We start from the raw sequence: 22,206 nt of genomic DNA, 5'->3' as shown, positions 1-22,206 counted from the left end.
CTGATTCTGCCGGGGAACGTGCTTTTACCTCAGTCGCCTTACTTGCAGGCTGCCGCATGGCGGGCCACTCAATTGCTCCCCGGTTTCAAGGCTGAACACCGAGAAATGCAGGGGGCAGGTTATGGATCGCCGTTTCACGTTGATCACCCCGTGTTCCAGCCATCCCTCACGATGCGGGCAACTGCTCGGTACCAGGTATTCCTCCTTGCCGACACGTACGGTGAAGGTGTCGGGGCGACGAAACTCAGCAGGCTCGTTCAAGGTAGGCCTCCTTGCTGAAACGCTTGAGTCGGCGGGCCTTGTCTACAGCCAGGTCGAATGCCAGATTGGTGATTTCGCGTCCCATGCAGATGCCTCGCCAGGCTTTTTCCGCGTCGAGGTCCCCACTGGCGTCCATGGCCTTGAGCAGGCGCTGCCCCTCGATTGCATGGAACACGTCAATATGGACATGTTCGGAGTAGTAAGTGTGAGCCTGTATCTGCAGACGCTCGCAGAGCCGGGTGTAGCATTCGAAAAAGAACGGCACCACGGTCTCGAAGTAGGTGATGACCCCGGCAAACCACGATGGATCGTCCGCGCGCATGGCCAGCCAGCAGAACATGTTGGGAAAGGTGAAGCCGGCGCTGGAGTTGGTTTCTACATAAAACTGCAGCTCCAGCGGCATTTCCAGCTCGCGCAACAGATCCTGATAAAGCGTGGTATGCGAGCGCTTGAGGTTTCCCGAGCCAAACTCGTCGATCATCATGCGCAGCATGGGCATTTGCGCGGGCAGGCTGAGCCTGGGCATCAGGTGATAGAAAACCTGCGCTTCGGTCAGGCCATCCAGCGCAAACTCCTGAACCAGAATCCTGAACTCGTCGAGCGTCATGTCGCTGGCGACATACTGTGCGCTGGGCGGCACTTCGCTGCTTTCGTGCTCAACCAGTTCAGCCAGCATCCTGCGCAGACCGGCGAGATCAGCAGGGGTCTGAGCGGTCATGCTGCGCTCGATGGCGTCTTCGATCCAGCGCTGCTCGAAGGCAAGAATCTCCTGTGGGACAGGCACCAGCTTTTCGATAAGTGCACGATTGGCCAGAAACAGTTGCTTTTGCATGCTTTCCATCAGGCTGCCTCCTCGGTCAGAACCCGGTCGCTGTCGATCACGCCTCTGGTTTTAAGCTCGCGCTTGACCTGGGCGTACCAGTCGGACGCGTTCAGCAGATACCGTTCGTTGAGCGTCGCGATTTCGTGACTGAGCGCCGGCTGCTGCCGGACGGTCGCTTGCCGGCAGAGCAGCGGTTCGAGGTTGGCGAGAGAGACCACATTGCCGTCGGATTCCAGCTCGCCGGCCAGTTGCATCTCCCAGCCGATGAAGTAATCGACGCCCTGTTGCCGGATGGCATCCACCTGATCCTGTGAGCGAGGCACCGACGGCGAGTCCTTCAGGCCAATCACCCTGGGTAACTGTGCGATGACCTTGAGGGTGGCGAAGGACTTTTCGTTGCCTGACAGGCCGGCTTCGTTGTACATGAAGATATCCAGGTGCGTCGCGTCATGAACGGTCTGGTAGTGATCGATGATCGCCTGCTGGCTGATACCCGGTGTGAATGGGGAGGTAAACATGACCGCTTGTGCGCCCGTATCCTGAGCCATCAGGGCAAGGTCCAATACCTCTTGGGTAGAGCTGCGTTCAATCTCGGCGATGACGACCTTGTCGCCCGCATGCTTCAGGGTCAGTTGCAACATCTGTAGCCATTGCCGACGCGACAGTCGCCAGCCCTCTCCGGAGGTCAGGCATGGAATATAGCCATCGACATGGGGGGCAAGGCTGCTCAAAAGGCGTTCGAGGCTGGCTTCGCAGACTTGCTCCTGTTCGTTCAGGGGCGTTACCAGCGGCACCAGAATGGTTTTACCAGACATGTTGAAAGTCCTCGTGACGGATCACCATGGCACGCGACTGGTCGTAGAGACGCTGCAGCATCTCCGGGAACACACGCTGTCTGGTGAGGCCTTCGAAAGGCTGGAGAAAAGGCTGCAGGACCTGCAGGCGCAGCAGCTCCGGATCGTGGGTATAAAACGGGATTTCCTGCTCCATCACCTGCGCCGCCAAGAGTTTCTTTTCGGCGGGCAGGCCTTTGAACAGTGTGTCGTTCGCGGCTCGTTGAAGTACCTGTTCGCTGCAGCCCTGACGCTGAATGGCCATGTCGGTGTGCAATACATCCATGAACGGGTAGTACACGTCCTGCAAGGCGCGGCTTTTCTTCCAGATAATGGCGTCGCAAATGCCTATCTGGGCGAAATTCATCTGCACACTGCTTTCATAGAACCGGGAGAAAACCCCGAGTGATTTGTCACGCACACCGGGGTCTGCATGGTGCATGCCCATGAAAACCGTCGCGTCGATCATCGGCAGGTCGAAATCAGACATGGAGGTTCTCCAGCGCTCGTGCGATGACCTTGACGGCGGCCTCGAATTCGTCCGGTTTGCGCGCAAGCGCCAGACGTATGTAACGCTGGCCTTTTTCAGGCTGGCTCCAGTAGAAATATTTACCCGGCAGTACGTAAACGTCCGATTGCAGCAGATAAGCCTGCAACTCGTCGGCATTGATACCGGCGGGCAGAATTTCGAACCACGCCACGCTGGTGTCGATCATCGGCTCCACATACTTCAAAATCCTGCCCTCAAGACAGGTTCGTGCCTTGCGACGATTAACGTCCAGCACCGAGCGCACTGAATTGAAGTCGTCGTCGCTGCTGTCCTCGATATAGCGGGTCACGACATTGAGGACAAAAGGCGAGACGTTCAGCAGGACGCTGGTGACGATACTGTAGATATCGGCATTGATGTCCTGGCTGGCCATGAGTGTGGCGCATTTGGTGTCCTGCAAGGGCCAGGTCTTGCCGGTGTCTTCCATGACCAGGTATTGCGTGCCGATGTCGTCGAGAATCGCATAGGCATCTATGCGCTCCCGGCCAGTGGCCTTGAAGAACGAGGCGAAGCAGAAGTCGAGTATCAGCAGCTTGTTGTGATCCCGGCAGTATCTGGCCACCTCCACAAAGGTATCCGGACCCTCGGCGAACAGGCTGGACCCCGTTGGGTTATTGGGGTCGACGAGAAAGATCGCATCCAGACCGATGGCCGCTTTCTGCAAGTTCGCATACACCTGGGTCGAGGAGGTGAACAGGCGTTCATCGAGTGCCGACATGGGCACTTCCATGTGTTTCAACAGGTCGTGCAGGTTGTCGAAGCAGGGCTCGATCAGGCCGACGCTCATGTTATTTTTGCGCAGGTAGGTCGCGGTGATATGCATGGCTACGGACGCCGCGTAGACGAGATAGATTTCGTCATGGCGTTTCAGGGCGTGGTGCTGACCATGGAAGGTGAAAAAAGCACGGATGAAAGCCTGCTCACTCTGATATTGAGTCTGGTTCTGTGCGCTGTACCACAGTTCGGGCAGGCTGGCGACAATCAGGCGTTGGGTGGCGCTCTGGTCCTGATGAGTATGGGCATCGGCCAGATTGAAGCGGGTCTTGAGGGCAGAGATTTCGTGTTGGGTAATATCGTCCAGAACAGGCACAGCGTGCGAGGTGTCGATACCGGCATATAAACTATTCATACCATTATCCCTATGGAGTCATTATTGTTTGGGAGCGGCCGTTCTGGTTGTCCAGAACGCCGGAGCAGGTTTCCTTATTTTCGGCAGAAATAACACTGTACCTAAGTACAAACCGTACGCTAATAGTGTTTCGGGCGGTTGACCTGTTCTTAGGTACAGTAGATTTGAACGCTTAAGTAGGCGATGCTTCACGCTGGTTGCGCAGGGGGAGCTTAATAATGTCGAGCGGGTTTGAATTTCAGATAGCCAGTTACAACACGATGCCCGTTACATTGCTGGAAACACTGTATTCCATGCGCAAAAAGATTTTTTCAGATCGACTTGAATGGAATGTTCGTGTCAGTCATGCGTTTGAGTTCGATGAGTATGACAGTGCCACTGCTACTTACCTGATCGGACGCTGGAACGGAATTCCGCTGGCCGGACTGCGGCTGATAAATACCTGTGATCCCTACATGCTGGAAGGTCCGTTTCGCTGTTTTTTCGACTACCCTGCGCCCAAGAATACTGCCATGGCAGAGTCGAGCCGGTTCTTTGTCGACACAGCCCGTGCCCGCTCGCTGGGTATCTTGCATGCGCCACTGACCGAGATGCTGCTGTTTTCCATGCACAACCATGCTGCATTGTCCGGTCTGCAATCGATCATTACGGTAGTCAGCAAGGCGATGGCGCGGATCGTACGAAAATCCGGATGGGAGCACCGAGTGCTGTCAAGCGGGGAAGCGTCACCTGGGGAAACGGTGCTGCTGCTGGAAATGCCGGTAACGGCTGACAATCATCAACGGCTACTCGAGAGCATTGCCCTCAGGCAGCAAGTCACGGATGACCTGCTGCGCTGGCCGGTGACGCTCGCAGCGGATGCCTCCGCGCGAGCCTGCATGGACAGCGCTGCCTGAGTCAGACCATGCCCATATTGATAGCTTTGTAGACGGCTTGTTTGGCCGTGCGCACTTCAAGCTTGCTTGAGACGTTGGACATGTGGAATTTCACGGTACGTTCCGAGATGGAAAATATTTCAGCGATTTCGCTGTACGACTTGCCCATGGCCACCCATTTCAGCACGCCTGTTTCGCGACTGGACAGCTTGCACTGGGAAGGCGGCGGAAAGAGTTCATGGGGTGCCCGGGTCTTGATCAGGCGATCATGGAAGCGGATAAGGCTCATCTGGATATCGGCGGCTTTTTCGCGGATTCTCTGATCGAAGTCGTTCTGTTGCCTGGTATTGCAAAGACTTAATGCGGCGAAAAGCCCAGTGGCATCGTGCAGGGTGAACGTGGCTCCTGAAGACAACTGGTATTTGGCCGACCGCTTCAGGAAATCATCGGTCTCTACACATTGAACGGCATTGCGAGCCTCTCTCCAGAAGAATGGCGTAATGCTATGCCAGGCATGTTTGATAATCGGATCAATCAGGTGATAGTTGGAGGCTACATACGATTTCAACCAGGAATCGGGATAATTGGACAGAATGACGGGCTTGGCGTTACGCGTCTTGGGCGTGGAAAAGTAGGCGTACGTGAAATCGCCGATGTGCTGCAGGTCATTTTCAAAGTCTTCGATCAATTGACGGAGAGGGGCGGGCGCCCCGTTGATCTTGAACGGTGGGCAGTCAAGTTGGGCTTTCACGGTACGAACCTCCATGTAATACCTTGTTTATTGTTTTGTTCCCGGCCTTGCCGTATTCATTATCCCCATTTGTATTCCAGGTCGTACATAAAAACATGGACTTCCTGTGTCTTTTGTTCTTTAACAACGGCTTGGCCGCGAAAAAACGTTTATCGAGGCATTGGCATGCGAGTCGACGTGCAGTCGGGGCTTGGCCTGCGCTGCAACAAGGCAGTGTTGTTGCGATTGCAATCATATTCTTCGTTCCATTAAGGTGCAAGGACGCTTGTCCGACAGCAAGGAGTAGTGATGAACAGCGCAGAGGGTCACCAGTTGGCGCCGCAAACCCGGGTTGCAGCGCTGGCGTGCATGGAAAAGATTCAGGCGGTTGCGGGGCTTGCGCTGCGCGGGTGCTGCTCACCCTTGTTTGCGATGGCCGATATCGTCGAGCGTCTGACCAGAGACCCTTATACATCACGGCGGATAGCCGTAATACGAGCCAGCAGGCACATGTCCTGTGCACAGGAGGGCATGCTCGCCAGCGCCTGGCCTTTGAGATTTGCAGCTCAGGCTGGCAGGGTCGAGTTGCCTCTGATCTACATGATCAGCAGCGAAACCTCGGCCGAACTGAGCGCGCTCGCGTCAGAGTCGTCCCAGCGCGGAATTTTCTGTAACGACATCGAAACACTGCCGTCTCGCTGGCCCAAAGGGGCTCATCCGTGGCTGCCGCTATGGCTGCTTTCAAATCACAAGTGCCACCCTTACGACCCGGCGGATGCCGCGGAAGCGCGGGCCATCACGCTATACGCCCTGCACAGTCTGTATGTCGAAGGCCGCGCCGGTTTCTATTACATGGCGTTGCATGACGAATTCAATGATGAGGTCAGTGCGTTGAGCGAGACGCAGGCCGCGGCTGCCGTCAAAGGCATGTATCGGATTGGCAATGCCGTTTCCGGTCATGAGGGCCGTCGCGTACGCCTGTTGGGTGCGGGCCTGGCGCTGCGCTCGGTACGTCAGGCTGCCGGCCTGCTCAAGGAGCACTGGGATGTCGATTGTGAAATCTGGAGTTGCCCCAGCTATACCCGGCTGGCGCGCGATGCCGACTCGGCCCGACGCTGGAATCGTTTCCATCCTGCACAGATCGGACGCTCCTGGCACCTGCGTGACTGCCTGGGCGAAGGACAGGATGCCGTGGTCGCTGTTACCGGTTATCCGCAAGCTGTGGTCGAACAGTTGCGTGAACATGTTCCCGGACGGTTCGTTGCAGTGGGAGCCGACTCTGCCGCGCCGCAAGGCACGTCTGCAACCCGGCCGGAGTGGATCGTTGTTCAGGCCTTGACCGCGCTTGCGGAGGGCGGACAACTGGGCTACGAGCCGCTGAAGCTCGCCCTGCAACGCTATCGGCTGGTCTGATGTCAGCCCTTGCCGCCGCTTTGCCGGGCTGCGAGCGCAGCACGCTCGAGCGCGTCAGCGAACAGGTGACGTTGCGCGTCGTCGAATTGCGTCAGAAACAGCTCGTCGACTGCCTTTTCGTAGATCTGCCACATCTGTTTGCGCAGTGCCCGGCCCTTGTCGGTGATCGCTGCCACAGCGCCTCGACCATCGCTGTCCGACCTGTGGCGCTCCACCAGCCCTTCGCTTTCAAGACGGTCGATGAGGCGGGTCAGGTTGTAGCGTTCGATGGCCATGACATCGGCCAGTTCATGCATCCGGCGCATGCCCCGAGGGCCGCTTTCCACACCCCAGAGTGCGTCATACCACGCATAGGGAGGCAGCTTGGCCTCCGCCAGGCGTCGCTCGATTTCGCGAATCAGACAGCGGTGCGCCCTGACGAATCTGAACCACGTATCCGGTTCGGCTGACGGCATGAGTCACCTTTGTCTGAAATTCTTGAGGGTTGCAATAGTAACCGAGCGCGGGATAAATTCCGGCATATGATTGCAATTGCAATAATATTTTTCAGGGCAGACGCCTGTCCGGCGTCCAATGCCGCATCACAGTAGGAGACGACGATGGCACAGCAACCCCGGTTTCTTGACGAGGATCCGCAAGAAACCCGCGAATGGCTCGAATCGATTGAGTCAGTACTCAACAGTGAAGGGCGCCCGCGCGCGCACTACCTGATCGATCAGTTGCTGGACTTCGATGTCGCTCAACATGGCGATTTCTATGGTCGGGTCACAACGCCCTACGTCAATACCATTCCCGGCGACCGTCAGCAGCCTTATCCGGGTGACCTCCAGGTCGAGAAGCGTATTAACGCGTTCATCCGCTGGAACGCACTGGTGATGGTCCTGCGTGCCGGCAAGCATTCCGGCGTAGGTGGTCATATTGCGTCCTATGCCTCAGCAGCCGTGCTCTATGACGTCGGGTTCGACCATTTCTTCCGGGGACGTACCGAGCAGTTTGCCGGCGACCTGGTCTACATTCAGGGCCATTCATCGCCGGGCATTTACGGCAGAGCGTATCTGGAAGGTCGCCTGAGCGAAGAGCAGCTGGACAACTTCCGTCGCGAAACCGACCGTGACGGCATCTCTTCCTATCCGCACCCGCGCCTGATGCCGGATTTCTGGCAATTTCCTACGGTTTCGATGGGGCTGGGACCGATCACTGCGGCGTATCAGGCGCGCTTCATGCGCTATCTGGAGAATCGCGGGCTCAAGGAGCATCAGGGGCGCAAGGTCTGGGCTTTCCTCGGCGATGGCGAGATGGATCAGCCCGAGTCCCAGGCGGCCATTGCGCTGGCCGGGCGCGAAAAACTCGACAACATCATCTTTGTGGTCAATTGCAACCTGCAGCGTCTTGACGGCCCGGTGCGAGGTAACAGCAAGGTAATTCAGGAGTTCGAAAGCCTGTATCGCGCCGCTGGCTGGAACGTGATCAAGGTGATCTGGGGCAGTGGCTGGGATGCGTTGCTGGAGAAGGACAAGAGCGGGCTGCTGCGTCAGCGCATGATGGAATGCGTGGACGGCGAGTACCAGAATTACAAGTCCCAGAACGGCGCTTACGTGCGTGAACACTTCTTCGGCAAGTACCCGGAGTTGCTGGAGCTGGTCAGCGACCTGAGCGATGACGATATCTGGAAGCTGTCGCGTGGTGGGCACGATCCGGAAAAAGTCTACAACGCTTACGCTGCCGCAATGCGCCACAAGGGCGGGCCGACCGTGATCCTGGCCAAGACCGTCAAAGGCTTCGGCATGGGCGAGGCAGGCGAAGGGCAGAACATCAACCATCAATTGAAAAAGCTCGGTGCCGAGGCGATCAAGGCCTTCCGCGACCGGTTCGCTCTGGATATCACTGACGACCAGTTGGGCGACATGCCTTATCTGAAACCCGTCGAGGGCAGCACCGAAGCACTGTATCTCAAGGCCCGCCGTGCGCAACTGGGCGGCTATATTCCGGCGCGTTTCAGTGACGCAGCCACCCTGCAGATACCGCCGCTCTCGGTACTGGATACCCAGCTGAAAAACACCGGTGATCGCGGCATATCGACGACCATGGCCTTTGTGCGCATCCTCTCGACCCTGCTCAAGGATCCGAACATCGGCAAACTGATCGTGCCGATCGTGCCGGACGAGTCCCGAACCTTTGGTATGGAGAACCTGTTCCGTCAGATCGGTATTCATTCCCACGTCGGTCAGTTGTACACGCCACAGGATGCAGGGCAACTGAGTTACTACAAGGAAAGCACCGACGGGCAGATCATGCAGGAAGGGCTGAACGAATCCGGTGCCATTTCTTCATGGATCGCGGCCAGTACGTCCTACGCCAACCATGGCGTGATGACCGTGCCGTTCTATATCTTCTATTCGATGTTTGGCTTCCAGCGAGTGGGGGATCTTGCCTGGGCGGCAGGGGATGCAAGGGCCAGAGGCTTTCTGCTGGGAGCCACGTCTGGCCGGACCACGCTGATGGGCGAGGGCCTGCAGCATGACGACGGGCACAGCCATGTGATGTCGTCGACGATACCGTGCTGCGTGTCTTACGACCCGACGTTTGCCTTTGAGCTGGCGGTGATCATTCAGGACGGCATGCGGCGCATGTTTGCCGAAAATGAAGACATCTACTATTACATCACCTTGCTCAACGAGAACTACCCGCACCCCGATCTGCCCCAGGGTGCCGAGTCCGGCATTATCAAGGGGATGTACCCGTTGCAGGCCAGTGCATCGATCAATACCGGCAAGCATGTGCAATTGATGGGCTGCGGGTCGATCCTTCTGGAGGTCATCGCGGCCGCCAGATTGCTGGAGGACGATTTTGGTGTAAGCAGCGAAATCTGGAGTGTCACCAGCCTTACCGAGCTGCGCCGTGAAGGCCAGGACGTCGAGCGCTGGAATCTGTTGAATCCCGAGCAGGAGCCGCGCCAGAGTTATGTGGAAAGCTGTCTGGCCGACAGGGAAGGGCCAGTTGTCGTGGCGACGGATTACATGAAGATCTTCGCCGACCAGATCCGCCCGTTTGTCCCCATGCGTCGTTTCGTGGCGCTGGGTACGGATGGCTTTGGTCAGTCCGATACGCGCGAGTCGCTTCGCCATTTCTTCGAGGTAGACCGCTACTTCGTGGCTGTGGCGGCACTCAAGGCGCTGGCCGATGACGGCAAGATCGAGCGCAAGGTCGTGGCGAGTGCCATCGAGCGTTACAAGATCAATCCTGAAAAGCAGAACCCGGTGCTGGTCTGAGTCCGGTTGTCATCTGTCACGCAGATGTCGTCTGACAGGCAACTTGGTGAGCAATGCGGTGCTGCGCATTGCTCACGATGGCCAGTCAGGCAAGCGGAAAATCTGACGGCCTGAATCGACCCTAGGCCGTCAGACGATCTTCCCGAAAATCACGCAATGCCTGATCAATCTCTTCACGGGTGTTCATCACGAACGGTCCGTACTGCACGATTGGCTCGCGCAGGGGCTTGCCGGCAATCAACAAGACCCGCGCGCCCTGAGCGCTGCTGATCTGCAAATCACCTGTGTCAGACAGGCGCGCAAGATGGCGTTTGCCCACTAGGTGTTCGCTGCCTTCCAGTTCGATACTGCCCTCGTATACGTACAGCAACGCAAGATGCCCTTCAGGCAAGAGCGGGCTGATACGACTGCCAGCGGGCATGTTGAAATCAAAGTACAGGGGCTCGGTGTCCGGGCGTTGTACCGCACCGGCCTGTCGAACCTGACCATCGTCGAAATGCCCGGCCAATACCACCACTCGCACACCGGTTTCGGTGGTCAGGTGAGGAACGTTTTCCGGCTGGATATCCTGATAGCTGGCATCACTCAGCTTGTTCTTGCCTGGCAGGTTCAGCCACAGCTGAAAACCTCGCATGGTGCCTTCTTCCTGTTCAGGCATTTCGCTGTGAATGATCCCGCGCGCTGCGGTCATCCACTGTACGCCGCCGCCCTGCAACAGGCCGACATTACCCATGTGGTCTTCGTGACGCATGCGACCTTCAAGCATATAGGTCACTGTTTCGAAGCCACGGTGCGGATGGGGCGGGAAGCCTGCGATGTAGTCATCAGGCACATCTGACCCGAACTCGTCCAGCATCAGGAAAGGATCGAATTGCTCTACGCCCCGACCGCCGAAAACGCGCGTCAGTTTGACACCCGCGCCGTCAGAGGCAGGTTGACCTGCCTGAATCGACAGGACTTTGCGAAATTGAGTCATGAAAGGTGAACACTCCTTATCAGGTGGCCTTATCAGATGATAGGGAGTGTCATGGTATGCCGGGCTGTTCGATAAACTGATTCGAATCCCGGAACGGAATGATCGTATTTATCGATATGTCACGGTTTTTAGCCGATGGGCAAAGATGAAGAGGCAAGCCGCCCGAATGCCTTCAAGGCAGGCTTCAATACATCGAGTGATCAGTGCTTGCTGCCCTGCGTCGACATGGCCAGTAGCTGCTTCTCCTGATTCCAGTCGAACGGTTCATCATTCTGCTCGGCCTCGTAGCGGCGCTCTTCAAGCGCCTGATACAGCTCGATTTCATCGTCCGGCATGAAATGCAGACAGTCACCGGCAAAAAACCATAGCAGATCGCGAGGTACCAGATGAGCGATTTGCGGGTAGCGCTGGATGACCTGACACAGAATGTCCTGTCCCAGATACTGGCTTTCTATAGGGTCCTGTGGCAGTTGCTCGACCAGTTCGTCGAAGCGCTCCATGAACAGCGCGTGGCTTTCTTCCGGAACCTGCTCGGCCTCGCCCAGCGCGACCAGAATGCTGCGCAGGTGTGCCAGCAGGCCAAGTTGGTGATCGAGAGTGGCGTCGGCCATCGGGTAATCCTCAAATGCAAAAAACAGGCGCGAGAGTATAAAGCTCTACGCGCCTGCTGTGTGGAGTGACCTGATGGTCAGCGGATTTTGCCTGCTGCCAGGGTCAGTTCTTCCTTGTCGAAATCGTCTACGTCGATCACTTTGCGGCGAGCCGCTTCGGCTGTGCGCAGCGTCTGCGCCTCGTCTGCCTGCAACACACCAAGGCGCAACGCAGCGTCTATCGCATGCTCGCCTGCGGTCGGTTTGATCTGACCACTCTTGAGCGCCACTTGCAGCTTCTTGTGCAGCGGATAAGCAGCGCTCAGCAAGTCGACAGCATGTTGCAGTGCGCCGACCGCATCTTCTGCCGACTGCGGGCGATAACAACCTGCCAGCAACTCTTCCAGCGTCGGATCGCCCTTGGCGCGGCCCAATACCTGTGCCACTTCGGCGTCAAGCTTGTCCGAAGGGCCCTTATGGCGACGACCGAACGGAAATACCACAGCGCGCAACAGTCCACCCAACACCCGATTGGGGAAATTGCTCAGGATTTCGTCCATTGCACGCTCGGAATGCCCAAGGCTTTCTTCCATGGCCCAGCGAAACAGCGGGCTCATGTGGTCGGGGGAACCCAGGTCGTGATAGCGCTTGAGTGCCGCCGAGGCCAGGTACATATGGCTGAGTACATCACCCAGGCGGGCCGACAGACGTTCGCGGCGCTTGAGCTCGCCACCCAGCAGCATCATGCTCAAGTCTGCGAGCATTGCGAACGCGGCTGCCTGGCGGTTCAGCGCGCGGAAATAGCCTTGGCTCAGGCTGTTGCCCGGTGCTCTTTCGAAATGCCCAAAGCCCAGATTGAGGATCAGCGTACTGGCAGCGTTGCTCACCGCAAAACCGATGTGCTTGAGCAGCAGCGCGTCAAACTCGACCAGCGCCTGCTGCTTGTCTTCACGCCCGGCCAGGGCCATTTCCTTGAGTACGAACGGATGGCAACGAATCGCACCCTGGCCGAAGATCATCAGATTGCGCGAAAGGATATTGGCCCCCTCGACGGTGATGAAGATCGGCGCACCTTGCCAGTTGCGACCCAGATAATTGTTCGGGCCCATGATAATGCCCTTGCCGCCGTGCACGTCCATGGCGTGACCGATACACTCGCGGCCACGTTCGGTCAGGTGATACTTGAGGATCGCTGAGAGCACCGAGGGCTTCTCGCCCAGATCGACCGCATTGGCGGTCAGCATGCGTGCGCTGTCCATCAGCCAGGCGTTGCCACCGATGCGGGCCAGCGCTTCCTGAATGCCTTCGAACGCCGACAGCGGCACGTTGAACTGCTCACGTACCTTTGCATACTGGCCGGTAACCAGGCTGGTGTACTTGGCGGCCCCTGTGCCGACTGCAGGCAGCGAAATGGAACGACCTACCGACAGGCAGTTCATCAGCATCATCCAGCCTTTGCCGAGCATCGGCTGCCCGCCGATCAGGTAGCTCAACGGGACAAAGACATCCTTGCCCGAGTTGGGGCCGTTCATGAACGCTGCACCCAGTGGCAGGTGGCGACGACCGATCTCGACACCGGGTGTGTCGGTCGGAATCAAGGCCAGGCTGATGCCCAGGTCTTCTTCTTCACCGAGCAGGTGTTCAGGGTCGTAAGCCTTGAAGGCCAGGCCGAGCAGGGTGGCTACGGGGCCAAGGGTGATATAGCGCTTTTCCCAGGTCAGGCGCAGGCCGATGACTTCTTCGCCCTGCCACTGACCCTTGCAGATGATTCCGGTGTCAGGCATCGCGCCTGCATCGGAGCCTGCCAACGGGCCGGTCAGCGCAAAGCAGGGGATGTCTTCACCGCGCGCCAGACGTGGCAGGTAATGATTGCGTTGCTCTTCGGTGCCGTAGTGCAGTAGCAATTCGGCAGGACCGAGAGAATTGGGCACCATCACGGTGGACGCCAGGTCACCGCTGCGGGTGGCCAGCTTCATTGCCACCTGAGAGTGGGCATAAGCGGAAAAGCCTTTGCCACCGAATTCTTTCGGAATGATCAGGGCGAAGAATCCGTGCTCTTTCATGTGCACCCAGGCTTCGGCCGGCAGGTCCATTGCCTGACCGATCTCCCAGTCGCTGACCATTGCGCAGAGTTCTTCTGCTGGCCCGTCTATAAAAGCCTGCTCCTCTTCGGTCAGCTGGACTTTTGGATAGGCCAGCAGCTTGTCCCAGTCCGGGCGACCGCTGAATAGCTCGCCATCCCACCAGACCGTACCGGCATCGATCGCATCGCGCTCGGTTTCCGACATGGGTGGCAGAACTTTCTGAAACCAGCTGAACATGGGCGCAGTGAAATGCTTGCGGCGCAGGTCGGGCAGCACGATAGGGACGAACACGGCCAGCCAGAGCACCCAGAACACCGTCAGCAGCCATCCTGGCGCGTGACTGAAAATGCCCATGGCCAGCAGGTAGGCCGCTACCACGCCAAGCGCCGGGAGCGGGGCGGTACGCCGATGAGCCAGCCAGGCAATGCCGACGACCAGCACTACAATCCACAACAACAGCATAAGAATTCCTCCGTGATGACAGCCGCCGTGGCAGCGATCAAGAACTGGTCGCCGGGCAGTGGTGAGGCGACATCGATAGTGACCCCCGGTTGACGAGGAAGTTGCCGCAGGTTCGGAGTAGACTGTGAGCGATTATTTTTCAGCCACTGCGAGGGGAACGCAATGCTCAAGATCTGGGGGCGAAAGAATTCCAGCAATGTACGCAAGGCACTCTGGATTGCCGAAGAAGCAGGCGTGCGCTACGAGACGCAGGACGCGGGTGGTGCATTCGGTCTGGTCAATGAAGCAGCCTACCGCGCGAAAAACCCCAATGGCCGTATTCCGATGATTGAAGACGGCGATTTCGTGCTCTGGGAATCGAACGCAATCGTACGCTACCTGGCTGCCCGTCACGCCCCGGATTCTGACTTGTACCCCGCTGACCTCCAGGCACGCGCCAACGCGGACAAGTGGATGGACTGGACTACTTCGACCATTGCCGCCCCGTTCAGCCTGGTATTCTGGGGCGTGGTGCGCACCCCGCCTGAAAAACAGGACTGGCCTGCCATCGAGCAGGGCATCAAGACGCTGCACAGCCTGTTGCTGGTCGCTGATGAGGCGTTGTCCCGGCAACCTTATCTGTCCGGGGAAGCTTTTGGCATGGGCGATATTCCGCTGGGGTGCTTCGCCTATGGCTGGTTCGAAATGCCGATTGAACGTCCGCCGCTGCCCCACCTCCAAGCCTGGTACGAACGCCTCAAGATGCGGCCGGCTTATCGCAAGGCCGTCATGACGCCATTGACCTGAGTGCATCATTTGCACGTGTAACAAGGGTTGATCGGACGCATGTCCGGCTTTCGATATTTACTATTAACAGATGTGTCTGTACTTGATCGACCCGGCCAAGCACCATTGCGAGGCTGGGCGTTCACGACAGACTGCTGTTACCGACCAGTTTCATTCCCATTTCCTGATGAGTACTCTTTCCGATATGTCTTCAGCTCTGTCCATTCGGCAGCTAACCAAAACCTACGGCAACGGTTTCCAGGCCCTGAGTGGCATTGATCTGGACGTGGCCGAAGGTGATTTCTTCGCTTTGCTGGGCCCTAATGGCGCAGGCAAATCCACCACCATCGGTATCATCTCGACACTGGTCAACAAGACCAGCGGGACAGTGAATATCTTCGATCACGACCTGGACCGCGAGCCCGCCGCGCTCAAGCGTTCCATTGGCGTGGTGCCGCAGGAATTCAACTTCAACCAGTTCGAAAAAACCTTCGACATCGTTGTGACTCAGGCCGGCTACTACGGCATTCCGGCCAAAATTGCCAAGGAGCGCGCCGAGCAGTACCTGACTCAACTGGGGCTCTGGGACAAGCGTGACGTTCCGTCACGTTCGTTGTCCGGTGGTATGAAGCGGCGTCTGATGATTGCTCGTGCATTGATTCACGAGCCGCGCCTGCTGATCCTCGACGAGCCGACCGCTGGTGTGGACATCGAGTTGCGCCGTTCGATGTGGACGTTCCTGACCGAGCTGAACAAGAAGGGCATCACCATCATCCTCACCACTCACTATCTGGAAGAAGCTGAGCAGCTGTGCCGCAACATCGGCATCATCGATCACGGTGTGATCGTGCAGAACACCGGCATGAAGCAGTTGCTCAGCACCTTGACCGTCGAAACCTTCGTGCTCGATCTCAAGGCGTCATGGCAGACCGCGCCACAACTGCCGGGTTTTCCCTGCCGGTTGCTCGACAGCCACACCCTTGAAGTTCAGGTCGACAAGAACGTCGGTATCACTGCGCTGTTCAGTCAACTCGCTTTTCAGAACATCGAAGTCTTGAGCCTGCGTAATAAATCCAATCGCCTTGAGGAGTTGTTTGTGTCCCTGGTGGAAAAAAACCTCGCGAAGGTGGCGCTATGACAGTGCATAACGGCGAATTGCGCCCGAACCTGGTCGCGCTGAAAACCATTGTCTATCGCGAAGTCCACCGCTTCATGAGGATCTGGCCGCAGACCCTGCTGCCGCCGGCCATCACTATGGTTCTGTACTTTGTGATCTTCGGTAACCTGATCGGTCGGCAGATCGGCGACATGGGCGGCTTTACCTACATGCAGTACATCGTGCCGGGGCTGATCATGATGTCGGTGATCACCAACTCTTACGGCAACGTGGTCTCGAGCTTCTTCGGTGCCAAATTTCAGCATTCCATCGAAGAATTGATGGTCTCGCCGGTCTCACCGCACACCATTCTCATCGGCTACACCCTGGGCGGCGTGTTACGGGGCCTGATGGTCGGTTTCATCGTCACCCTGCTGTCGATGTTTTTCACCGACCTGCAGGTACACCACCTGGGCGTTACCATCCTCGTGGTCGTGTTGACCGCAACGATCTTCTCGCTGCTGGGTTTCATCAACGCGGTGTTCGCCCGTAACTTCGACGATATCTCGATCATCCCGACGTTCGTCCTGACCCCGCTCACCTACCTGGGTGGCGTGTTCTACTCGATCAACCTGCTGCCGCCGTTCTGGCAGACCGTATCGCTGGCCAACCCGGTCCTGCACATGGTCAACGCCTTCCGCTATGGCATTCTGGGCGTCTCCGACATCAAGATCAGCATCGCTCTGGCGTTCATGATCGTGGCAACCTTTGTGCTTTATATCGGCTGCGCAAGGCTGCTGGTAAGCGGCCGCGGTATGCGTCAGTAACACACTGGTTTTCGACCCGTCAGGCTGGCGGGTCGGCTGCCTGCCAGAACAGATTTTTCAGATTCAGCAACACACCATCGCTTTCGACATTTCGGCAGTGCGTCGATCCTTGAGGCTTTCAGCTTCAAGGAGTCACCATGCGCACAGGGATGATCGCGCTCGCGCTGGGGCTTCTTGCCCTGCGTTTTCTACCAGCCTTGCCACCCACCTGGCTATTGCTGCTGATGCCGATACTGGCATTGATGCTGTTGCCGTTTCGGAGTTATCCGCTGGCCTTCTTCCTGCTCGGATTCACATGGGCATGCGTGTCGGCGCAATGGGCGTTGAATGATCGTCTGGCGCATCGTCTGGATGGTCAGACGCTGTGGCTGCAGGGCAAGGTGGTCGGTTTGCCCAGTGTCGCCGAAGGTGTGGTGCGTTTCGAACTGCAAGGGGCCCGATCGCGGCGAGCGACGTTGCCCGCGCGAATCCGTGTGGCATGGTATGACGGTCCGCAGGTCAGCAGCGGGGAACGCTGGCGCCTGGCGGTCAAGCTCAAGCGGCCGGGTGGACTGGTCAATCCCGATGCCTTCGATTACGAGGCGTGGCTGTTGGCCCAGCGCATCGGGGCGACCGGCACGGTGGTGGATGGCCAGCGGCTGGCACCTGCGCGTGGGGCCTGGCGCGACGGTATTCGTCAGCGTTTGCTGGCGGTCGATGCGCAGGGCCGGGAGGGCGGTCTGGCGGCACTGGTGCTGGGCGATGGCTCCGGGCTGACAAGCGCCGACTGGCAGGTGTTGCAGGACACCGGCACCGTGCACCTGCTGGTGATTTCCGGTCAGCACATCGGACTGCTGGCCGGCGTGGTCTATGCGCTGGTCGCAGCTCTCGCACGCTGGGGACTGTGGCCACGGGGCTTGCCCTGGCTGCCCTGGGCCTGTGTGCTGGCGTTCAGCGCGGCATTGGGCTACGGACTGCTGGCCGGTTTCGAGGTGCCGGTGCGACGTGCCTGTGTGATGGTCGCGATGGTGCTGCTGTGGCGTTTGCGTTTTCGCCATCTGGGCGTGGTCTGGCCTTTGCTGCTGTCATTCAACACAGTGCTGGTATTCGAGCCACTGGTGACGCTGCAGCCGGGTTTCTGGCTGTCTTTTGCGGCGGTTGCCATTCTGGTGCTGATTTTCAGTGGCCGCCTCGGGACCTGGAGCCTGTGGCAAAGCTGGACACGTGCGCAGTGGTTGATCGCGATTGGTTTGCTGCCGATTCTGCTGGCGCTGAACCTGCCGGTCAGTCTCAGTGGCCCGTTTGCCAATTTGCTTGCGGTGCCGTGGGTCAGCGTGATCGTCCTGCCGCCCGCGTTGATCGGAACCCTGTTGCTGCCGGTTCCTGTGGCAGGCGAAGGCCTGCTCTGGCTGGCCGGAGGCGCGCTGGAGTGGCTGTTCGTATTTCTCGGTCGGGTTGCCGCACTCTTGCCTGCCTGGCTGCCCAGTGCAATGCCGGGTTGGGCGTGGTTGCTGAGTCTGTTCGGAGCCTTGCTTTTATTGCTGCCCAAAGGCGTGCCGATGCGCCCGATGGGTTGGCCACTGCTGTTGCTGTGCGTTTTTCCGCCGCTCGACTCAGTACCTGCGGGGCAGGTAGAGGTCTTACAACTGGACGTAGGGCAGGGCCTTGCCATTCTTCTGCGCACTCGTAATCACGCACTTTTGTACGACGCCGGTCCGCGTTTTGGCGAGTTCGACATCGGTCAGCGTGTGGTCGTACCTGCCATGCGCAAGGCTGGTATCCGTCATCTGGACCTGATGTTGATCAGTCACGCCGACGCCGATCATGCCGGTGGTGCAGTGGCAGTTCATCAGGCATTTCCGGTCGCCCGCGTGCTGGGTGGCGAGCTGGCCAGACTTGCTCCGCAGCTCGATGCCCGGCTGTGTGAGAGTGGCGCACGCTGGACGTGGGATGGCGTGGTGTTCTCCACGTGGCGCTGGGAGCAGGGGCCTGACGGCAATCCGGCGTCCTGCATCCTGAGTGTCGATGCCGGGGGCGAGCGTCTTTTGCTGTCCGGCGATATCGACGTCGACGCTGAGCGGGCGGCAATCGACAGTGGATTCGATCTTCGTGCTCACTGGCTGCAGGCCCCGCATCACGGCAGCCGGACCTCGTCATCCAAAGCGTTTCTGCAGGCCGTTGCGCCTGTCGGTGTGCTGATTTCCCGTGGCCGCAATAACTCTTTCGGCCACCCGCATCCGTTGGTCATGGCGCGCTATCGATGGTTGGGCATCGCCCATTACGACAGTGCCGAGCTGGGCGCTGTGCGTCTGCAACTGGGTACGTTCGGTGCGCCGCAGGCAGAACGTGCACAACGGCGTTTCTGGCGTGACTGAGTGAATGGATATCGATCTCGGCGTTCGGCACTTGGCGACCCTATGATAGAGTGGCGCCAATTTTTCGAGGGAGTGATCACTGTGTGGGAACTGGTCAAATCTGGCGGCTGGATGATGCTGCCGATTATTCTGAGCTCCATCGCCGCTGCGGGCATTATCATCGAGCGCCTGTGGACGTTGCGTGCCAGCCGCATCACGCCACCGCATCTGCTTGGACAGGTCTGGCAGTGGATTCAGGAAAAGAAGCTGGACAGCGAAAAGCTCAAGCAACTGCGTGCCGACTCGCCACTGGGTGAAATCCTCGCTGCCGGGCTGGCCAATTCCAGGCATGGTCGCGAGATCATGAAAGAATGCATCGAAGAAGCCGCTGCCCGGGTTATCCACGACCTGGAGCGCTATCTGAGTGCGCTGGGTTCTATTGCTGCGATGGCTCCGTTGCTTGGCCTGCTGGGCACCGTGCTGGGCATGATCGATATTTTCGGCTCGTTCAACAGCTCAGGTGCCACTGCCAATGCCGGTGTGCTGGCAGGTGGTATTTCCAAAGCGCTGATCTGTACCGCATCAGGGCTTATCGTGGCGATTCCCGCGATTTTCTTTCATCGCTTTCTGCAAAGCCGCGTCGATGAGCTGGTGGTCGGCATGGAGCAACAGGCCATTCGTCTGGTTGAAGTGGTGCAGGGCGACCGCGATGTCGATCTGATCGACGCCAGGATCGACCTTAAGTCGCTGGCCAGAGCGGGCGGGGGCAAGAAGAAGTGAAATTTCGCCGTCGCAGACCCCGGGAAAACATCGATATCAATCTGGTCTCCTTGATTGATGTGGTGTTCATCCTGCTGCTGTTTTTCATTGTGACGACCACCTTTACCCGTGAAACGCAGCTGCGGGTCGACCTTCCACAGGCCGTCACCGGTACGCCGGAAGTGGACGCCAGTGCAAAGCACCTGGACATTGCGATCAATGCCGACGGGATCTTTTCCCTGAACAATCAGCTGCTGCCCAAGAATGATCTGGCCACGCTGATCGAAGCGTTGCAACGCGAATCGGCTGGCGATACCAGCCTTCCTTTGTCGATCAGTGCCGACGGCAAGACCCCGCACCAATCGGTCATTACGGCCATGGATGCGGCGGGCAAGCTGGGCTTCAGCCATTTGCGCATGACCACTGTCGAGGCCACACCGGCTAACTGATGGCATTTACCGACCGCCTGCTTGATGCCTGGTACAAGGGCCACCCTGCGCTGGCGCTTTTGCGTCCGCTCGAAGCGCTTTACAGGCGTGTGGTAGAGAGCAAGCGTGCACGTTTTCTGGCGGGTGAGGGCAGCATCTACCGGGCTCCGGTGCCGGTCATCGTGGTGGGCAACATTACAGTTGGCGGCACTGGCAAGACGCCATTGATTCTATGGATGATCGAGCACTGTCGTCGTCGTGGCTTGCGCGTCGGTGTAGTCAGTCGCGGTTACGGTGCCAAACCTCCCAGCCTGCCCTGGCGCGTCAGGGCAGGCCAGAGTGCCGGCGAGGCAGGCGACGAGCCTTTACTCATCGTGCAGCGCAGCGGTGTTCCGCTGATGATCGATCCGGATCGCAGTCGTGCCGTGCAGGCCTTGCTCGCTGACGAGCCGCTGGATCTGATTCTTTCCGACGATGGCCTGCAACACTATCGCCTGGCCCGCGATCTGGAGCTGGTACTGATCGATGCTGCCCGTGGCCTGGGCAACCGTCGCTGCCTGCCTGCCGGGCCATTGCGTGAGCCGGTCGAACGGCTGAACAGTGTCGACGCCTTGCTTTATAACGGCGCGACGGCTGATCGCGACGATGGGTACGCATTTACGCTCAAGCCGTCGGCGCTGGTCAGCCTGCGCAGTGGTGAACGCCAGCCGGTGGACTATTTTCCGAGCGGGCAGGCGTTGCATGCGGTAGCCGGAATCGGCAACCCTCAACGTTTCTTCAATACCCTCGAAGGATTACACTGGCGACCAGTGGCTCACGCCTTCGCCGACCACGCGGTCTACAGTGCCCAGGCGCTGACTTTCACACCGTCCCTGCCCTTGGTCATGACCGAGAAGGATGCAGTGAAATGTCGGGCTTTTGCAGCCGATGACTGGTGGTATCTGGCAGTGGATGCAGTGCCGTCCGACGCTTTTGTCGGCTGGTTCGATGAGCAACTGCTACGTCTTTCTCCATGATTGCTTCAGGATCTCCTATGGACACCAAACTACTCGATATCCTCGCTTGCCCTGTCTGCAAGGGACCATTGAAGCTCAGCGCCGACAAGACCGAGCTGATCAGCAAGGGGGCAGGCTTGGCCTACCCGGTGCGTGACGGCATCCCGGTAATGCTTGAAAGTGAAGCCCGTACCTTGAGCACCGATGAGCGGCTGGACAAATGACAGCAGCGTTTACCGTTGTCATCCCTGCGCGCTACGGCTCCAGTCGCTTCCCCGGCAAGCCACTGAAAACCATTGCCGGCAAGCCCATGGTTCAGCTCGTCTGGGAGCAAGCTTGCAAGAGCAGCGCCGGGCGCGTAGTGATTGCCACCGACGATGCTCGCATCGTCGAAGCCTGTCAGGCTTTCGGTGCCGAAGTGCTGTTGACTCGCCAGGATCACAATTCCGGTACTGACCGTCTGGCCGAGGTGGCTGCGCAATTGGGGCTGGCCGCCGACGCGATTGTCGTCAATGTGCAGGGCGACGAGCCGATGATCCCGCCTGCGGTAATCGATCAGGTGGCGGCCAATCTTGCGGCTCACCCCGAAGCCGGCATGTCTACACTGGCCGAGCCTATCGATGACGTGGCGGCGTTGTTCAACCCGAACATCGTCAAGGTCGCAACGGACATCAACGGCCTGGCACTGACGTTCAGCCGGGCTCCCTTGCCGTGGGCGCGCGATGCGCTGGCCGCAAGCAGGGACGAACTGCCTGCCGGCGTGCCTTATCGCCGCCATATCGGTATCTACGCCTACCGTGCGGGCTTCCTTCACGATTTTGTCAGTTGGGGCCCGTGCTGGCTGGAGAACACCGAAAGCCTGGAGCAATTGCGTGCGCTGTGGAATGGCGTGCGGATTCACGTTGCCGATGCACTTGAGGCGCCACCCGGTGGCGTCGATACGCCTGAAGACCTGGAGCGCGTAAGGCGCTTGCTGGAGGGTTGATGCACTTCGTCCAGTGGTTCGGG

At 58.5% G+C, this 22,206-nt stretch carries 22 protein-coding genes; 12 read left to right on the top strand and 10 right to left on the bottom strand.

What is annotated here, in order from left to right; all coding sequences use genetic code 11:
• Positions 1-24: 24 nt before the first annotated feature.
• The 5 genes from ALO80_RS26090 to ALO80_RS26070 are packed head-to-tail and all read right to left on the bottom strand — an operon-like array spanning position 25 to position 3,596.
• On the bottom strand, positions 25-261 hold the full coding sequence (locus ALO80_RS26090; RefSeq protein ID WP_055011065.1) for a Rieske (2Fe-2S) protein: 237 nt from the start codon (positions 259-261) through the stop codon (positions 25-27).
• Positions 245-1,102, bottom strand: coding sequence for an iron-containing redox enzyme family protein (locus ALO80_RS26085; RefSeq protein ID WP_055011064.1), 858 nt, complete (start codon positions 1,100-1,102; stop codon positions 245-247). The genes ALO80_RS26090 and ALO80_RS26085 overlap by 17 nt, the downstream gene beginning before the upstream one ends.
• Positions 1,102-1,899 carry a dihydrodipicolinate synthase family protein gene (locus ALO80_RS26080; RefSeq protein WP_055011063.1) on the bottom strand — a complete coding sequence of 266 codons (798 nt, stop codon included), beginning with the start codon at positions 1,897-1,899 and terminating at the stop codon, positions 1,102-1,104. The genes ALO80_RS26085 and ALO80_RS26080 overlap by 1 nt, the downstream gene beginning before the upstream one ends.
• The gene (locus ALO80_RS26075; protein WP_055011062.1) at positions 1,889-2,407 is read right to left on the bottom strand and encodes a DUF6190 family protein; all 519 of its coding nucleotides are present in this window, start codon (positions 2,405-2,407) and stop codon (positions 1,889-1,891) included. Before ALO80_RS26075 ends, ALO80_RS26080 begins: the two co-directional genes overlap by 11 nt.
• Complete coding sequence (locus ALO80_RS26070; RefSeq protein ID WP_055011061.1) at positions 2,400-3,596, bottom strand: aminotransferase class I/II-fold pyridoxal phosphate-dependent enzyme; 1,197 nt, start codon at positions 3,594-3,596, stop codon at positions 2,400-2,402. Before ALO80_RS26070 ends, ALO80_RS26075 begins: the two co-directional genes overlap by 8 nt.
• Before the next feature lie 218 nt (positions 3,597-3,814).
• Between ALO80_RS26070 and ALO80_RS26065 the strand changes: the two genes are divergently transcribed.
• Positions 3,815-4,492: an acyl-homoserine-lactone synthase gene (locus ALO80_RS26065; protein ID WP_055011060.1), complete on the top strand. Its 678-nt coding sequence runs from the start codon at positions 3,815-3,817 to the stop codon at positions 4,490-4,492.
• Between the two features lies 1 nt (position 4,493).
• On the opposite strand, the gene ALO80_RS26060 is transcribed toward ALO80_RS26065, so the two are convergent.
• Positions 4,494-5,237: a helix-turn-helix transcriptional regulator gene (locus ALO80_RS26060; protein ID WP_054984620.1), complete on the bottom strand. Its 744-nt coding sequence runs from the start codon at positions 5,235-5,237 to the stop codon at positions 4,494-4,496.
• A 273-nt stretch (positions 5,238-5,510) separates the two neighbouring features.
• Here ALO80_RS26060 and ALO80_RS26055 point away from each other — a divergent pair, with 273 nt between their 5' ends.
• Positions 5,511-6,614: a transketolase-like TK C-terminal-containing protein gene (locus ALO80_RS26055; RefSeq protein WP_055011059.1), complete on the top strand. Its 1,104-nt coding sequence runs from the start codon at positions 5,511-5,513 to the stop codon at positions 6,612-6,614.
• Between the two features lie 2 nt (positions 6,615-6,616).
• On the opposite strand, the gene ALO80_RS26050 is transcribed toward ALO80_RS26055, so the two are convergent.
• Entirely contained in the window at positions 6,617-7,069 is a 453-nt protein-coding gene (locus tag ALO80_RS26050; RefSeq protein WP_055011058.1) for a MarR family winged helix-turn-helix transcriptional regulator, read from the bottom strand.
• A 144-nt stretch (positions 7,070-7,213) separates the two neighbouring features.
• On the opposite strand from ALO80_RS26050, the gene aceE reads away from it, so the two are divergent.
• Positions 7,214-9,883 (top strand): pyruvate dehydrogenase (acetyl-transferring), homodimeric type, encoded by a 2,670-nt coding sequence (aceE, locus tag ALO80_RS26045; protein WP_055011057.1) that lies wholly within the window; start codon positions 7,214-7,216, stop codon positions 9,881-9,883.
• A gap of 121 nt (positions 9,884-10,004) precedes the next feature.
• On the opposite strand, the gene ALO80_RS26040 is transcribed toward aceE, so the two are convergent.
• From ALO80_RS26040 to ALO80_RS26030, 3 genes are all read right to left on the bottom strand, one after another.
• Positions 10,005-10,859 carry a pirin family protein gene (locus ALO80_RS26040; protein ID WP_055011056.1) on the bottom strand — a complete coding sequence of 285 codons (855 nt, stop codon included), beginning with the start codon at positions 10,857-10,859 and terminating at the stop codon, positions 10,005-10,007.
• Positions 10,860-11,059: 200 nt separating this feature from the next.
• Positions 11,060-11,470, bottom strand: coding sequence for a PA2817 family protein (locus ALO80_RS26035; protein ID WP_004657828.1), 411 nt, complete (start codon positions 11,468-11,470; stop codon positions 11,060-11,062).
• 77 nt (positions 11,471-11,547) lie between these two features.
• On the bottom strand, positions 11,548-13,995 hold the full coding sequence (locus ALO80_RS26030) for an acyl-CoA dehydrogenase (RefSeq protein ID WP_055011055.1): 2,448 nt from the start codon (positions 13,993-13,995) through the stop codon (positions 11,548-11,550).
• Between the two features lie 162 nt (positions 13,996-14,157).
• Between ALO80_RS26030 and ALO80_RS26025 the strand changes: the two genes are divergently transcribed.
• From ALO80_RS26025 to kdsB, 9 genes are all read left to right on the top strand, one after another.
• On the top strand, positions 14,158-14,781 hold the full coding sequence (locus tag ALO80_RS26025; RefSeq protein WP_055011054.1) for a glutathione S-transferase: 624 nt from the start codon (positions 14,158-14,160) through the stop codon (positions 14,779-14,781).
• 184 nt (positions 14,782-14,965) lie between these two features.
• The gene (locus tag ALO80_RS26020; protein WP_055011053.1) at positions 14,966-15,898 is read left to right on the top strand and encodes an ABC transporter ATP-binding protein; all 933 of its coding nucleotides are present in this window, start codon (positions 14,966-14,968) and stop codon (positions 15,896-15,898) included.
• Complete coding sequence (locus ALO80_RS26015; RefSeq protein WP_055011052.1) at positions 15,895-16,683, top strand: ABC transporter permease; 789 nt, start codon at positions 15,895-15,897, stop codon at positions 16,681-16,683. The genes ALO80_RS26020 and ALO80_RS26015 overlap by 4 nt, the downstream gene beginning before the upstream one ends.
• A 137-nt stretch (positions 16,684-16,820) precedes the next feature.
• Positions 16,821-19,037, top strand: coding sequence for a DNA internalization-related competence protein ComEC/Rec2 (locus ALO80_RS26010; protein WP_055011051.1), 2,217 nt, complete (start codon positions 16,821-16,823; stop codon positions 19,035-19,037).
• Between the two features lie 42 nt (positions 19,038-19,079).
• Entirely contained in the window at positions 19,080-19,796 is a 717-nt protein-coding gene (locus ALO80_RS26005) for a MotA/TolQ/ExbB proton channel family protein (protein WP_055011050.1), read from the top strand.
• The gene (locus ALO80_RS26000) at positions 19,793-20,224 is read left to right on the top strand and encodes an ExbD/TolR family protein (protein WP_002552677.1); all 432 of its coding nucleotides are present in this window, start codon (positions 19,793-19,795) and stop codon (positions 20,222-20,224) included. Before ALO80_RS26005 ends, ALO80_RS26000 begins: the two co-directional genes overlap by 4 nt.
• Positions 20,224-21,219, top strand: coding sequence for a tetraacyldisaccharide 4'-kinase (gene lpxK / locus ALO80_RS25995; protein ID WP_055011049.1), 996 nt, complete (start codon positions 20,224-20,226; stop codon positions 21,217-21,219). The genes ALO80_RS26000 and lpxK overlap by 1 nt, the downstream gene beginning before the upstream one ends.
• A gap of 17 nt (positions 21,220-21,236) precedes the next feature.
• Positions 21,237-21,422 (top strand): Trm112 family protein, encoded by a 186-nt coding sequence (locus ALO80_RS25990; RefSeq protein WP_054984633.1) that lies wholly within the window; start codon positions 21,237-21,239, stop codon positions 21,420-21,422.
• The gene (gene kdsB, locus ALO80_RS25985; protein WP_055011048.1) at positions 21,419-22,183 is read left to right on the top strand and encodes a 3-deoxy-manno-octulosonate cytidylyltransferase; all 765 of its coding nucleotides are present in this window, start codon (positions 21,419-21,421) and stop codon (positions 22,181-22,183) included. The genes ALO80_RS25990 and kdsB overlap by 4 nt, the downstream gene beginning before the upstream one ends.
• Positions 22,184-22,206: the final 23 nt, after the last annotated feature.

The organism is Pseudomonas caricapapayae (genome assembly GCF_001400735.1).
GTDB lineage: Bacteria > Pseudomonadota > Gammaproteobacteria > Pseudomonadales > Pseudomonadaceae > Aquipseudomonas > Aquipseudomonas caricapapayae.
Note: the sequence above shows the minus strand (reverse complement) of the source record. Positions and strands in the feature narration are given on the sequence as shown.

Coding starts and splice junctions, on each gene's coding strand:
- ALO80_RS26085 (WP_055011064.1), bottom strand. CDS start 1,102: ATGGAAAGCATGCAAAAGCAACTGTTTCTGGCCAATCGTGCACTTATC.
- ALO80_RS26080 (WP_055011063.1), bottom strand. CDS start 1,899: ATGTCTGGTAAAACCATTCTGGTGCCGCTGGTAACGCCCCTGAACGAA.
- ALO80_RS26075 (WP_055011062.1), bottom strand. CDS start 2,407: ATGTCTGATTTCGACCTGCCGATGATCGACGCGACGGTTTTCATGGGC.
- ALO80_RS26070 (WP_055011061.1), bottom strand. CDS start 3,596: ATGAATAGTTTATATGCCGGTATCGACACCTCGCACGCTGTGCCTGTT.
- ALO80_RS26065 (WP_055011060.1), top strand. CDS start 3,815: ATGTCGAGCGGGTTTGAATTTCAGATAGCCAGTTACAACACGATGCCC.
- ALO80_RS26060 (WP_054984620.1), bottom strand. CDS start 5,237: ATGGAGGTTCGTACCGTGAAAGCCCAACTTGACTGCCCACCGTTCAAG.
- ALO80_RS26055 (WP_055011059.1), top strand. CDS start 5,511: ATGAACAGCGCAGAGGGTCACCAGTTGGCGCCGCAAACCCGGGTTGCA.
- ALO80_RS26050 (WP_055011058.1), bottom strand. CDS start 7,069: ATGCCGTCAGCCGAACCGGATACGTGGTTCAGATTCGTCAGGGCGCAC.
- aceE (WP_055011057.1), top strand. CDS start 7,214: ATGGCACAGCAACCCCGGTTTCTTGACGAGGATCCGCAAGAAACCCGC.
- ALO80_RS26040 (WP_055011056.1), bottom strand. CDS start 10,859: ATGACTCAATTTCGCAAAGTCCTGTCGATTCAGGCAGGTCAACCTGCC.
- ALO80_RS26035 (WP_004657828.1), bottom strand. CDS start 11,470: ATGGCCGACGCCACTCTCGATCACCAACTTGGCCTGCTGGCACACCTG.
- ALO80_RS26030 (WP_055011055.1), bottom strand. CDS start 13,995: ATGCTGTTGTTGTGGATTGTAGTGCTGGTCGTCGGCATTGCCTGGCTG.
- ALO80_RS26025 (WP_055011054.1), top strand. CDS start 14,158: ATGCTCAAGATCTGGGGGCGAAAGAATTCCAGCAATGTACGCAAGGCA.
- ALO80_RS26020 (WP_055011053.1), top strand. CDS start 14,966: ATGTCTTCAGCTCTGTCCATTCGGCAGCTAACCAAAACCTACGGCAAC.
- ALO80_RS26015 (WP_055011052.1), top strand. CDS start 15,895: ATGACAGTGCATAACGGCGAATTGCGCCCGAACCTGGTCGCGCTGAAA.
- ALO80_RS26010 (WP_055011051.1), top strand. CDS start 16,821: ATGCGCACAGGGATGATCGCGCTCGCGCTGGGGCTTCTTGCCCTGCGT.
- ALO80_RS26005 (WP_055011050.1), top strand. CDS start 19,080: ATGATAGAGTGGCGCCAATTTTTCGAGGGAGTGATCACTGTGTGGGAA.
- lpxK (WP_055011049.1), top strand. CDS start 20,224: ATGGCATTTACCGACCGCCTGCTTGATGCCTGGTACAAGGGCCACCCT.
- ALO80_RS25990 (WP_054984633.1), top strand. CDS start 21,237: ATGGACACCAAACTACTCGATATCCTCGCTTGCCCTGTCTGCAAGGGA.
- kdsB (WP_055011048.1), top strand. CDS start 21,419: ATGACAGCAGCGTTTACCGTTGTCATCCCTGCGCGCTACGGCTCCAGT.